The organism is Providencia sp. PROV255 (genome assembly GCF_028478065.1).
GTDB lineage: Bacteria > Pseudomonadota > Gammaproteobacteria > Enterobacterales > Enterobacteriaceae > Providencia > Providencia rettgeri.
In genome coordinates this window covers 352,887-366,417 of the sequence record NZ_JAMPMI010000009.1, presented here as the reverse complement: position 1 = coordinate 366,417, position 13,531 = coordinate 352,887, and the positions used below count along the sequence as shown (strand labels likewise).

The following is a 13,531-nucleotide window of genomic DNA, read 5'->3' as shown; positions in this document are numbered from 1 at the left end:
AAAAGGAAGCAATGGCTTCCTTTTTTTATTAATGGAAATAGAGGTTAATGAGCGGGTTTTAGATAATCATCTAAACTTTTGCCTTCACCTTTTTTATCATTGTCACTATCAATCATATCATCGATAGAACAACCGAACTCTTCCACATCATTGCACATGAGTGTCGCCATGGATTTTGCAATTTCATGTTCACCTATAATGATATGGTCTGCTCCTCGTTCTTTAATAAAGCTGACTTCATCATCATAATGTGCACGAACAATCACAGTGACATCTGGGTTCATTTCTTTCGCGGTTGCGACAATTTCACCGGCTTCATAACCATTAGGGATAGTTAAGAGCAATGTTTTGGCGCATTCAATACGGGCAAGGCTAATAATTTCTCTATTGGCACCATTACCTAAGATTGCGCTAAAGCCATTTTCAGCAAGTTCTTCAAACCGAGAGCGGGTATCTTCAACAACGACAACCGGAATTTCCCTTCTACGCAGTTTGTCTGCAAGCATGCCTCCTACTCGGCCGTAACCAACGATGATGGCGTGGCCGCAGATATCGACAGGAACTTGGGTTTCCTCTTCCAGAGTCTCTTCCAGCAGTTGCTCTTCGATAGTTTCGGTTTTCTCAAGATACTTATCTAATAAGCTAAATAACACAGGGTTCAGCATAATAGAGACAATTGCACCCGCTAACACCAAGTTTTGCGCGTCTTTATCCATGACACCTAGGGTTAACCCCATTCCGGCTAAGATAAAGGCAAATTCACCAATTTGCGCAAGACTAACTGAAATAGTTAATGCGGTTCGTCGTGAATGGCCAAACATCCGAACAAGTACCAAGGCAGCTGCGGATTTACCAATAATGATAATGGCGAGAACGGCTAAAATTCCCAGAGGCTGCTCAATTAATACGACTGGGTCGAACAGCATCCCAACTGATACAAAGAACAGTACGGCAAAGGCATCACGTAGTGGCAGAGTGTCTTGTGCGGCGCGATGGCTGAGTTCAGACTCATTTAATACCATTCCTGCGAAGAACGCACCAAGGGCAAATGAAGCATCAAAAATAGCCACAGCAGCATAGGCAATGCCTAATGCGAGTGCGAGAACAGCAAGAGTGAATAGCTCACGAGAACCTGTTGATGCGGTACGCGATAAAATCCATGGGATTACTTTACGGCCCACGACAATCATAATAAATATGAATAGAACAACTTTACCAATTGTCCATGCAAGGCCTAATGCGAGCTCACTGAAGCTGGCATCATCCGTGTTCATGATAGCTGCCGCCGCAGGCAGTAGAACGAGTGTTAAGACCATCGCTAAGTCTTCAACAATCAGCCAGCCTATAGCAATTTGCCCACGCTGACTTTCAATCAATTGACGTTCTTCTAATGCACGAAGTAATACGACGGTACTGGCAGTTGATAAACATAGGCCAAATACAACGCCTGTAAATATTCCCCAGCCAAATAACATCGACAGGCCAAGGCCCAGTAAGGTTGCTACTGCGATTTGAGCAATAGCTCCGGGAATGGCGATGGCTTTAACAGCAAGTAAATCTTTTAATGAGAAATGTAGGCCTACCCCAAACATCAGTAAGATAACACCGATTTCAGCAAGTTCAGGTGCCAGTGCTGCATCAGCAACAAACCCAGGGGTAAATGGGCCTGCTAGGACACCGGCTGCAAGATAGCCAACTAAAGGGGAAATTTTTAATCGCTGTGCGATCATACCTAACAAATATGCAAGGGCGAGACCACCAACAATGGTTGTGATTAAGGGCGTTGAATGCTCCATTTAGTCTCCTCTGGTTAGTATAAAAATAGAAAGGTGGGTACATGCCGTTGACTTTTAAAATGAGGCCTTCATTTTAAAATGCAAATTGCATGTTTTTATATTCTAACTTTTTTTGAGATAAATTTCCTTAAAAAAATGAAATGTTTTTAAAAAAAATGCAGGTTAAAGGAGCTAAATCGTTACAAGCTTTGTGTTTGTGAGATTTTTATCTGAAATTTATCGAAATTATGGAAGGAAAGACCCATACTTATTTTTAGGTAAGTATGGGTAAAATAAGAAAATAAATCTATTTGTTACCAATATTTGGTAGCAATACTGTAAAAATCCCAAGTAATGGTAAGAAAGCACAATAATGATAAACTTGTTCAATACTGGTCTGGTCTGCGATATGGCCTAAAACTGCCGCACCAACACCTCCCATACCGAATGCTAATCCAAAGAACAACCCTGATACCATGCCGGTTTTACCGGGGATCAGCTCTTGTGCGTAGACTAAAATAGCCGAAAATGCGGAGGCTAAAATCATACCAATGATGACGGTAAGTACCCCAGTCCAATAGAGGGATGCATAGGGTAAAATTAAGGTAAATGGTGCAACTCCAAGGATTGAGAACCAAATAACGTATTTACGCCCTATTTTGTCGCCTATTGGCCCGCCAATCATAGTACCAGCGGCTACGGCAAATAAGAAAACAAACAAATGAATTTGCGCATTTTGCACAGAAACACCGAACTTATCGATCAAATAAAAGGTGTAATAGCTGCTGATGCTCGCCAAATAAAAGTATTTTGAAAAAATCAGAATTAACAGTACCGCCAAAGAGCCAATAATTGTCTTTCGTGGTAAGACTTTAACATTCCCTGAATTGAGTGGTTTCTTACTTGCAGCGCGGTGTTGTTGTTTGTACCAGCTGCTAACTTGCAATAAAATAACAATCGCAAGCAGGGCTGCAAGCGAGAACCAACCAATGTTGCCTTTTCCGTATGGTTCAATAATCAGTGCTGCAAGTAGTGGCCCAAGGGAGGCACCTAAGTTACCACCGACTTGGAAAAAGGATTGCGCCAGACCATGACGACCGCCTGAAGCCATACGCGCCACACGAGAAGATTCAGGATGGAAGACAGAAGAACCGGTTCCAACCAATGCGGCTGCAAGTAATATGGTCGGGAAAGTTTCTGCCATCGCTAACAAGATTAGCCCCGTTAGCGTGAAGCTCATTCCTATTGGCAAGGAATAAGGTTGTGGATGTTTGTCCGTATAGTAGCCAATAATCGGTTGTAACAGTGATGCAGTAATCTGATAAGTAAGGGTTATCATCCCGATTTGGGCAAAACTCAGTGAAAAATCAGATTGTAATAAAGGATAAATCGCTAAGATTAGTGACTGGATCATATCATTAAGTAAATGAGAGACACTGATCGCGGTTAGGATACTAAAGACCGTTTTCCCTGTTTTATTTAATGGCTTTGACGGGCTTGGGTTGTTGGGTGTTGTGGTTTGCTCACTCATGTCATTATCAACTTTATGTGTTACATAATTGTTATCAATATAACTGAAATACAATTTATTTAAATAAATAAATAAATCACGTGAATAACTAGTGTTCGTAAATTATTTGATGGCGATCTCATTTTTATGAAACGAATTTCTTATTCTGCAATAGGTATCAAATCCTGCTCATATTTTTATGCTATAAGACAGCAGGTAGTGACAAACTATAATCTAATATGACTGTATAAAAATTCCTATACCAGCAGGGAGAAATGTATGAAGTTTGCATTTAAGGCATGCGCATTAACGGTATCGTTAGCGTTAATACCCGCAACTATGGCAAATGCGTGGGAAAAAGACAAAACATACAATATTACCATTTTGCATACCAATGACCATCACGGCCACTTCTGGCATAACGACCATGGTGAATATGGTTTAGCGGCGCAAAAAACGGTAGTTGATGAAATTCGTGACGAAGTCGCTAAACAAGGCGGCAGTGTTTTACTGCTCTCTGGTGGTGATATTAATACCGGTGTACCAGAGTCTGATTTACAAGATGCAGAACCCGATTTTAAAGGAATGAACTTAGTCGGTTACGATGCAATGGCATTAGGGAACCACGAGTTTGATAACCCACTTGAGACGTTGCGTCAGCAAGAAAAATGGGCAACTTTTCCGTTTTTATCTGCCAATATTTATCAAAGCAGCACAGGTAAACGCCTTTTCAAACCTTACCAAATCTTTGATAAACAAGGTGTGAAAATTGCTGTTATGGGGCTGACAACCGACGACACAGTGCGTATCGGTAACCCTGCCAATTTCCCTGATGTCGAATTCCGTGTGCCTGCGGACGAAGCCAAAAAAGTGGTTGAAGAGCTTCGCGCAACAGAAAAACCAGACATTATCATCGCAGCAACTCATATGGGGCACTATGATGATGGTAATCATGGTTCAAATGCTCCGGGCGATGTAGAAATGGCGCGCAGCTTATCTGCTGGCTATTTAGATATGATAGTGGGTGGTCACTCACAAGACCCTGTTTGTATGTCTCAAGAAAAGAAAAACTACAAACAAGAGGATTATGTACCAGGTACACCGTGTGCGCCAGATAACCAAAATGGAACTTGGATTGTGCAAGCCCATGAATGGGGTAAATATGTTGGTCGTGCAGATTTTGAATTTAAAAATGGCAAGTTTACGCTGAAACACTACCAGTTAATCCCAATTAACTTGAAGAAAAAAGTGACAAAAGAAGATGGGACTAGCGAGCGTGTTTATTATACGCAAGAAATTGCTCATAACCCTGACATGATGAAATTATTGACACCTTATCAAGAAAAAGGTGACAAGCAATTGAGTGTTAAAGTGGGCTCAGTTGAAGGTAAACTTGAAGGTGATCGCAGTAAAGTGCGTTTTGTGCAAACAAATATGGGGCACCTTCTGTTAGCCGCACAAAAAGAACGCGCAGGGGCTGATTTTGCGATTATGAGCGGCGGCGGTGTTCGTGACTCTATCGAAAGTGGCGATATCACTTATAAAGATGTGCTCAAGGTTCAGCCGTTTGCTAATGAGTTAGTTTATGTCGATTTCAAAGGGGATGAAGTTATCCCATACCTGACCGCAGTTGCGAATATGAAACCGGATGCAGGTGCGTATGGCCAGTTCTACAACGTGAACTTAACGCTGAATAAAGATGGCACGATTAGTGATGTCAAAATTGATGGTAAGCCTGTTGACCCAGCCAAAACTTATCGTATGGCAACGTTGAATTTCAATGCGATTGGTGGTGACGGTTACCCGAAAATTGACAACCATCCTAACTACGTTAATACCGGCTTTGTCGATGCGGAAGTGCTCAAAGGGTATATTGAAAAACATTCCCCGCTGAAAGCGGCAGATTATGAACCAAAAGGTGAGATTATTTATAATAATAAATAATTAAATCATTATTACCTTGAAAGCCTCACCGCTCGCGGTGGGGCTTTTTATCGTCATTATTTAGAGCAAAAAAGCATGAGCGACTAAATGAGGGCCTTCATAAATATCAAATGAATGATAATGTAATAAATATTTATGAGGCGCATGATCAACAAGAAAACGCACAGTTCCTCGGCTTACTTGTCGATTATGGCTATTGCGTAAATGAAACGCTAGCTGGAATATCACACTCCAAGATTCATCGGGTTTGAGGCTGAAACGAGCAACAGCATAATAAGTCCCAATTGCTGGCGGCTGTTGCCTACCACCTTCTTGAGACGATAACCATTCAATCGTCGCTGCGACTGTCACGGGTTTAATATCATTTACGTATTTCAGCGAAGGTTGCATTCAGTACTTTGGCGAGATCGTTAGGAGCAAGTTCAATATCTAAACCACGTTTTCCACCTGAAACGAACATACTGGCATATTGCTGAGCTTGGTCGTCAATGACTGTTGGTAAGCGCTTTTTTTGACCTAATGGGCTAATGCCCCCAAGCAAATACCCCGTTGTTTTTTGAGCGATTTGTGGGTCTGCCATTTCAACTTTTTTGACTTTAAACACTTTAGCAACCAGTTTTAAATCTAGTTGCCCTGAAACAGGTGTTACGGCCACGGCTAATGTTTTTTGATCGCCATTGAGTGCGACTAATAAGGTTTTAAACACTTGCTTGGCATCTAACCCAAGTTTTCGTACTGCTTCATCACCAAAGTTACTTTCATTTGGGTCGTGATCGTAGGGGTGTAATGTGAAGGAAATTTTTTGTTTTTCGAGTAATTTTACGGCTGGGGTCATTTTGAGCCTTCTATTTATAACTTAGTTTCGCAAATATTCTACCAGACTATTTTCACCAAACAGGTGTAACGCACCAACGGCGACCACATAGTTACCATCAGGGAGTGATCTAAGCTGCTCGTTCCAATTCGCATTTCGTTGCTTCATCAATACCTGATAAATGTCTTCGCTAAAGGTATTGGGTAAAGCGGTACGATTATTGGGTTGGTAGTCTAACCACCAGCCTATCATCGTTTGTAGCGAGCGCGCGTTTGCACGCCAGTGGTTCAGCGAGTCTTGTAATAACGCTAACCCATTATTAGGCAAAGAAAGCAGCAATTCAACTTGAGAGGCAGTGCCCTCTAGTTCAATAATTGGTTTGAGTTGTGATTGCGCATTACGGATAAGTTGGTAGTCAATGCCATAGTGGCCTCTTAGCCCGAGTTCTTGGGCTTGGGTCGCTTGCAAAATCAGGGCAATTTGCCATGAGGGTAAGGTATCAAAACGCTCGGGGGATTGGCGGAGCTCTAAACAATATTGTTGAAAAAGGTGATATTCATCGCGAGTTAGCCGTTGTTCAACAGGAAGAAGCTCAGCGATATCATCGCTAGGAAATGGAGAGTGGGTTTCAGTGATATCCGCCTCAACAATCAAGGCATCTGCGAGATTAAGTTTGTCTAATAATGTGGCAGACAAAGGAAACATCGTTTCTGTTCCCATGTGAATGCTACCCACAATGTGCAATTTCAGTTTTTTTGATAGCCGAATATCAACAGCAGGGTAAGGGTAAACCGGAGCAGTTTCTGTATGAAGCCAATTCTTTAAATTTTCAAACAAGTTACCCACGATTTCGTTCCTGCGTTATTTCTCATTTTCTTAGGGTAAACAATCTTACCGCAATTTGCGAATGCTCATCGTCGATTACGCATTTTTTAGCCGATTGGTGTCATCGTGGAGGTGAAATAATGTAAAAAAATGCCCCTATTAAGGGGCATGATAGGATTAATTATTTTTACTAATACCTTTAAATACACTGAGCAACGTGAATAAACTAAAGGAACTAAACACCATTTCGATGCCAATTAGGGTTGTCAGTAAAGTAATTGATGTAATTGGGCCATTACCGATGAGTAAATAAGCAATGAAGAAATCTAACAGCCCGATGATGATTTGTAACCAGCCGCCGGCTGAGCTAATTTGTTGGAAGCCGACATATAACCGAATAACCCCACCGATGATAAATAAAGCCGCCACTAAAATAGCCAACGCGACTAGGCTCTGCAACGGGTCTTTAATGAAAGAGTAGCCGACAATAATATAAATAAGACCAATGATAAAACCAAACAGTCGAGACCAACCGGTATAGATCACGGTACTTAGAATGCTCACAATCGCGCCAACGCCACCAATAATCAGGAGCACACCCAGTACGGTACTGACAGCGATACCCGATATCATTGGGTTGATGATACAAAAAATTCCGCCCGCTAATAATAAAATGGATAATATCACCAAAAATGTACGTTGTTTTTTAAACTCTTCACCCGCAAGTTTGGCAAGTTTTTCACGATCAATATTAAGCATTTTGCTCTCCAAATATGAAATAACTAACTATTTACTAGTATAGACTTAGCTTGATATTAATGACATATAAGATAATACAATTTTTACTTAGTATTAGTATGAAAATGAAGTGTTGTAGAGAGAAGGTTTAGAGATGAACAATATCAATCATTAAAAAGTGGGAAGAACATCAGTTCCTCCCACTTTAAGCTATTATTTTTCAGGTTTAAAGCGTAGTAAACGGTTTGCGTTACTGACTACTGTAATCGATGATAATGCCATTGCTGCACCTGCAACGACAGGGTTTAGTAATGTTCCCGTTATTGGGTACAAAATACCAGCGGCAATCGGGATACCTAACGTATTATAAATAAAGGCACCAAATAGGTTTTGCTTCATATTACGCAGTGTTCCTTTTGAAATAGACACCGCATCGGCAACACCATGTAAGCTTTGGCGCATTAGGGTAATGGATGCAGTTTCAATCGCGATATCACTGCCGCCACCCATCGCAATACCAACGTCAGCTCGGGCTAGAGCAGGGGCATCATTGATGCCATCACCCACCATTGCAACTTTGTGCCCTTTGGCTTGCAAGGCTTCAATTGCGGCGGATTTACCGTCTGGCATAACGCCTGCAATCACTTCATCAATACCCGCTTCTTTGGCTATCGCGTTAGCTGTTACTGGGTTATCCCCGGTTAACATGACTAAACGGAAACCTTGTTTGTGCAACCGCGCCAGCGCACTTATGCTGTCTTCTCGTAATGGGTCACGGATAGATAACAGCGCGGCAACTTTACCATCAACAGCCAGTAAGACGGGAGTGACACCTTGAGTGGCTTGTTGGTGTAGTGTTTCTTCAATATCACGGGTATCAACATTATTTTGTGCTAACAGTTTTTGGTTACCTAATAAAATAGTTTTTCCATCAATTATTGCACTAATACCTAACCCTGCTAAGGTTCTAAACTGCTGATTAGCGGGCAGTGTTAAGCCTTTTGCGCGATTTAAAACAGCGCGAGCCAGTGGGTGATTAGAACCATTTTCTAATGAAGCGGCAAACTGTAAGGCGGTGTCTTGTTCGAACCCATTAAATACATGGATATCCGTAACTTGTGGCATACCTTCAGTCAATGTACCTGTTTTATCAAAGACAATGGTGTCTAACTCACTTGCTTGCTGTAATGCATCCGCATCGCGCACTAATACGCCAAACTCAGCCGCTCGGCCCACGCCAGAAATAATCGACATTGGCGTTGCAAGGCCTAGCGCACAAGGACACGCAATGATTAATACCGTTGTGGTAATAACGAGTGCGTAAGTAATTTGTGGTGCAGGCCCAATAAAGTACCAAATTGCACCTGAAATTAAGGCAATAGCCACAACGACCGGTACAAACACGGCAGAAATACGGTCAGCAAGCTGGCCAATTTGTGGTTTACTACTTTGTGCTTGGCGAACAAGGTGAATAATGCGCGCTAAAGTCGTTTGGCTGCCGACAGCAGCGGCACGAAATAGTACGGTACCATCTTGTACAACAGTTCCCGCATGGACTTGATCCCCTTTGCTTTTTTGCTGAGGGATCGGTTCACCCGTTAGCATGGCTTCGTCTAACCAAACCTCGCCTTCGATAATTTCACCATCAACAGGGACACGGTCACCCGTTGCTAAGCGTAAAACCATTCCTTTTTTGACTTGCTCCAGCGGCATATCCACTTCGCCTTGTTCTGTGACAACACGGGCCGTTGGCGGCGTCAGGTCTAGCAAGCGTTCAAGGGCTTTGGATGAGCGTTGGCGAGCTCGTTGTTCTAAGGCATGACCTAGGTTAATAAGACCGATGATCATGGCACTGGCTTCATAATAAAGGTGTCTGGCTTGGTCTGGGAACCATTCAGGCCAAATATTGACTACAATAGAATAGAGCCAAGCCGCCCCTGTTCCTAGCGCGACTAAGGTGTCCATGGTCGCACTGCCATTTTTTAGGCTTTGCCATGCATTTCGATAAAAGTGCCCACCTGCAAATACCATGACCGCAAGGGTTAATACACCAATGGTGAGCCAAATGGTATGGTTTTGCTCAGTCAGCACCATGTTATCGCCCATCATCCCCCACACCATCACAGGGATACCAAGGGCAAGTGCTAATGCTGATTGCCAGCGGAAGCGGCGCATATTGGCTTGCGCGACCTCCTGTTGGCGCTCTCGGCGTTTAGCTTCATCTTGAATGATTTCCGCGCCATAACCTGCTTTAACAACCGCGGCGATTAAATCATTCGGCTCAGCAGTTCCGGTGACTAAAGCACTGCGCTCAGCTAAGTTGACACGTGCATTTTCAACGCCTGGTACGCTATTTAAGGCTTTTTGGACTTTGTTGACACAACTGGCACAGGTCATGCCATCAAGCAGTAACTGCACACTGTCATCCATTGGGCTAATTTCAGGTTGTTCACCTAAATCAGACTCTTGTGCCGGGATCTCACAGATTGCCGCTGAATCAGCTTCCGGCTGTTCAGTTGTGGTACTCAGCGGCTCAGTTTTTGGGTGAGATTCACCCACAGTTGCTTGGTAGCCAGCGGCTTGAACCGCAGCAATTAGGGATTCTGCGGATGCCGTACCTTGGACAACAGCGATTTGGGTATCGACAGTTGCACTTTCAACACCATCGACTGCTTCTAGTGCTTGCTGTGTTTTAGCGGCACATTTCATGCAACTTAGACCCGAAAGGGCTAAAGTGATCGCTTTTGTTTGAGCTAGTTCTGCGTTGTAACCCGCTTGTTGAACAGCGGCGATTAACGCTTGTGCATCAGCAGAACCGTATACTTTGGCGCTGGTGGTATCGACAACGGCAGCAGCAACGCCATCAACCTCTTCGAGTGCTTTTTGTGTTTTACCTGCACATTTCATACAATTGAGGCCAGAAAGCTGTAACTCGATATCAGGGGTTGTAGCCACTTCAGCTTCATAACCTGCGTCAACGATGGTTTTTATTAAGTCAGCCACATTGGCATCACTTTCCATTACGGCATAATCGATAGTGACTTTTAAGTTAGTGACATCACCGTGCCCTTCGAGCGCTTTAGTGACTGAGCCGACACAGTGCATGCAGCTTAGCCCCTGTAATTTTAAAATAATCATGTTACTCATTTTGCAGCCTCCAAAACCCGTTTGATGTATTGGGTCTATAACTTTATCTACAATTAGGTCTATAATTCGACAATGAACAAAGGTTACACCTTCCAGCAAGGTTAAGGTCAAGAGGAATTATGAATATTAGTGAAATTGCCAAAAAAACGGGGCTAACTGCAAAAGCTATTCGTTTTTATGAAGACAAAGGGCTAATTACACCACCTGAAAGAGGGGAAAATAGCTACCGTTATTATCAGGAGTGCCATCTAAACGAACTCGTATTGCTAAAACAGGCAAAAGATGTGGGTTTTACCTTGGATGAATGTGGCGAACTATTAGGTTTATTTCGCAACCCAACCCGACATAGTGCTGATGTAAAGACGACAACGATAGCTAAGATAAATGAAATAGAGCAGACAATCGTTAAATTGTCTGCCATTCGAGATACATTACAAGAGCTCGTGGACGTATGCCCTGGGGATGATGGCGCAGATTGCCCGATTATTGACCACTTGGCACGTGGGTGTTGTCATCATGAGAAGGTTTAACCTGCAAGGTGATACCGTCTACTGCGATGACGACCACTTCTGTATTGGCGCTTAATGGCGTGTCGCTATACACGCGCCAACTACCATCTGCAAGGCGTACTCGGCTAAAGCCTTCTTCGGTATCTGACAACAAACGGCCTTTCACACCAATCAGTTGATGACTGATTTGATTGACGTTATCTGCCTTATTTTTTTGCTTGTTCCTCAACCAGTTGCGCCATAACACAGCAGAGACAACGGTAAAAATGGCAAACAAGATCCCTTGCCACTCCCAACCGATGAATGGCAGAGCCCAAACGATAACCCCAACAAGCACCGCAGCAATACCCGACCATAAAAGATAGCCTGCGGTACCAAGAAGTTCACCAATCAGCAATAGCCCACCAAGACACAGCCAAAACCATGCGGGTTGAGCACTGATAAGCTCTATCATTCTTTTACCTGTTTTTTTATGACACCGGTTTTCTTGCTTTCACCGATTAGCTCAGTAATCCCACCAATTGCGCCCATTAAGTTACTGGCTTCTAATGGCATCATGATGACTTTGCTGTTTTCGGCAGAACCAATACTGGTCAGTGCATCGGTGTATTTTTGCGCCACAAAGTAGTTAATCGCCTGCATATCACCAGCGGCAATCGCTTCAGATACCATTTGTGTTGCTTTTGCTTCCGCTTCCGCAGCTCTTTCGCGTGCTTCGGCTTGTAAAAATGCGGATTGGCGTTCACCTTCAGCTTTGAGAATTTGTGACTGTTTTTCACCTTCAGCTTTTAAAATTGCTGCTTGGCGGATACCTTCAGCCTCAAGAATATCAGCCCGTTTGGTACGTTCAGCTTTCATCTGCGCATTCATCGCACTAATTAATTCTTTTGGTGGCTTCACATCACGAATTTCGATACGGGTAATTTTGACACCCCAAGGGTTAGTTGCCTCATCCACCACGTGTAATAAACGGCTATTAATGGAATCACGTTGCGACAACATTTCGTCTAGTTCCATGGAACCTAATACGGTACGAATATTCGTCATGGTTAAATTTAGTACGGAAAGCTCAAGGTTGCTGACTTCATAGGCCGCACGTACTGGGTCAACGACTTGAATAAAGCAGACCGCATCAATAGTGACGTTGGCATTATCGCGAGAAATAACTTCTTGGGATGGGATATCAAGGACTTGTTCCATCATATTGATACGACGGCCAATTTTGTCCATAAATGGCACAATAATATGCAAGCCTGGTTGTAACGTACGGGTATAGCGACCGAAGCGCTCAACTGTCCATTGAAAGCCTTGCGGTACTGTTTTAACACAGGTAAAAACAATAACGACAGCGACAAAAATGATAATCGGTATTGCACCAAAGGCGAACAAGTCCATATTTAACCCTTAATTAGTAAAGTAATGAATATACTTGGCGACGGTATTTACTGGCAATGGCATCACCGGTTCCCATGGCAGACATAATGTCCATCATAGTTTTTCTCACTGCGCCGTCACCTGCACCCAAGTCGGTACGTAAAAAGCCGAATAACATTTCCAGCGCTTCTTCGTTGCGGTTCACTTCATGCAGTTTTAGGGCTAATTGAACAGCTAACGTTGTATTTTGCGGATCTTGATTGAATTCATCTTGCAATTGCTGAATTTCAGGGGTGTCCGCAGCTTGTTTTAATAATTCAATTTGTGCGATTAAACCTTGGTAGCGGCTGTCTTTATCCTGTAATGGGACTGCTTCTAAGGTAGCTTGTGCGTCATCAACAAGATTTAAACCGATTTGGGTTTCTGCCAACAATAATGTGATTTCGCTATTTTTTGGGTTCAGCTGATGCGCTTCTTTTAACAATGGTAGCGCTTCTTGTGTTTTACCTTCTGCTATTAATTCAGCGGCTTGTGCTGCTTTCATTTCTTCTGGGCTTGGCAGCACGCGAGATAAAATTTCCAGTACGACCTCTTCGGGTTGTGGCCCTTCAAAGCCATCAACAGGACGACCATTTTGCAACACATACAGGGTAGGGATCGCTTTTAAGCCAAATTGACTGGCGATCATTTGTTCTTCATCACAATTAACTTTAGCTAAAATAAATGACCCTGCGTAGTCGTTGGCAATTTTTTCCAACATAGTACCGAAATCTTGGCAATGAGGGCTACGCGGTGACCAAAAGTAAAACATGACAGGTAAGTTCATTGATTGTTCAATGACTTGGTGTAGGTTGGTTTCGTTAATATCAATTATCTGAGCGTTAGCAAACATAAG

General features: G+C 43.0%; 12 protein-coding genes. 2 read left to right on the top strand and 10 right to left on the bottom strand.

The genetic code is table 11. The annotated features are described in order from the left end of the window. Nucleotides 1–44: 44 nt before the first annotated feature. Both ybaL and PR725_RS10970 read right to left on the bottom strand, forming a co-directional pair. Nucleotides 45–1,796 carry a YbaL family putative K(+) efflux transporter gene (gene ybaL / locus PR725_RS10975; protein WP_196719934.1) on the bottom strand — a complete coding sequence of 584 codons (1,752 nt, stop codon included), beginning with the start codon at nt 1,794–1,796 and terminating at the stop codon, nt 45–47. 286 nt (nt 1,797–2,082) lie between these two features. Further along, nucleotides 2,083–3,306: an MFS transporter gene (locus tag PR725_RS10970; RefSeq protein WP_004913594.1), complete on the bottom strand. Its 1,224-nt coding sequence runs from the start codon at nt 3,304–3,306 to the stop codon at nt 2,083–2,085. 258 nt (nt 3,307–3,564) lie between these two features. Here PR725_RS10970 and ushA point away from each other — a divergent pair, with 258 nt between their 5' ends. Further along, on the top strand, nt 3,565–5,229 hold the full coding sequence (gene ushA, locus PR725_RS10965) for a bifunctional UDP-sugar hydrolase/5'-nucleotidase UshA (protein ID WP_272568997.1): 1,665 nt from the start codon (nt 3,565–3,567) through the stop codon (nt 5,227–5,229). Between the two features lie 60 nt (nt 5,230–5,289). Here ushA and PR725_RS10960 read toward each other — a convergent pair whose 3' ends face one another. The 5 genes from PR725_RS10960 to copA all read right to left on the bottom strand — a co-directional run bounded on the left by PR725_RS10960 (nt 5,290) and on the right by copA (nt 10,753). Further along, on the bottom strand, nt 5,290–5,619 hold the full coding sequence (locus PR725_RS10960; RefSeq protein ID WP_196718811.1) for a hypothetical protein: 330 nt from the start codon (nt 5,617–5,619) through the stop codon (nt 5,290–5,292). Further along, nucleotides 5,591–6,064: a Cys-tRNA(Pro)/Cys-tRNA(Cys) deacylase YbaK gene (gene ybaK, locus PR725_RS10955; RefSeq protein WP_004913586.1), complete on the bottom strand. Its 474-nt coding sequence runs from the start codon at nt 6,062–6,064 to the stop codon at nt 5,591–5,593. The genes PR725_RS10960 and ybaK overlap by 29 nt, the downstream gene beginning before the upstream one ends. A 21-nt stretch (nt 6,065–6,085) precedes the next feature. Further along, nucleotides 6,086–6,889, bottom strand: a complete 804-nt coding sequence (locus tag PR725_RS10950; RefSeq protein ID WP_004913582.1) for a TraB/GumN family protein — start codon at nt 6,887–6,889, stop codon at nt 6,086–6,088. Nucleotides 6,890–7,045: 156 nt separating this feature from the next. Beyond that, entirely contained in the window at nt 7,046–7,627 is a 582-nt protein-coding gene (locus tag PR725_RS10945) for an HdeD family acid-resistance protein (protein ID WP_004913580.1), read from the bottom strand. 192 nt (nt 7,628–7,819) lie between these two features. After that, the gene (gene copA, locus PR725_RS10940) at nt 7,820–10,753 is read right to left on the bottom strand and encodes a copper-exporting P-type ATPase CopA (protein ID WP_272568992.1); all 2,934 of its coding nucleotides are present in this window, start codon (nt 10,751–10,753) and stop codon (nt 7,820–7,822) included. Between the two features lie 119 nt (nt 10,754–10,872). On the opposite strand from copA, the gene cueR reads away from it, so the two are divergent. After that, a complete protein-coding gene (gene cueR, locus PR725_RS10935; protein ID WP_004913575.1) occupies nt 10,873–11,283 on the top strand; it encodes a Cu(I)-responsive transcriptional regulator in 411 nt (136 codons plus the stop codon). Here cueR and PR725_RS10930 read toward each other — a convergent pair. From PR725_RS10930 to PR725_RS10920, 3 genes are read right to left on the bottom strand one after another with little or no spacing between them, the layout of a single operon-like run. Beyond that, nucleotides 11,237–11,716 (bottom strand): NfeD family protein, encoded by a 480-nt coding sequence (locus PR725_RS10930; protein ID WP_004913573.1) that lies wholly within the window; start codon nt 11,714–11,716, stop codon nt 11,237–11,239. The two genes, cueR and PR725_RS10930, sit on opposite strands and share 47 nt — an antisense overlap. Then, nucleotides 11,713–12,657: an SPFH domain-containing protein gene (locus PR725_RS10925; protein ID WP_004913570.1), complete on the bottom strand. Its 945-nt coding sequence runs from the start codon at nt 12,655–12,657 to the stop codon at nt 11,713–11,715. The genes PR725_RS10930 and PR725_RS10925 overlap by 4 nt, the downstream gene beginning before the upstream one ends. Before the next feature lie 13 nt (nt 12,658–12,670). Beyond that, nucleotides 12,671–13,528, bottom strand: a complete 858-nt coding sequence (locus PR725_RS10920; RefSeq protein ID WP_004913567.1) for a co-chaperone YbbN — start codon at nt 13,526–13,528, stop codon at nt 12,671–12,673. Nucleotides 13,529–13,531 lie beyond the last annotated feature (3 nt).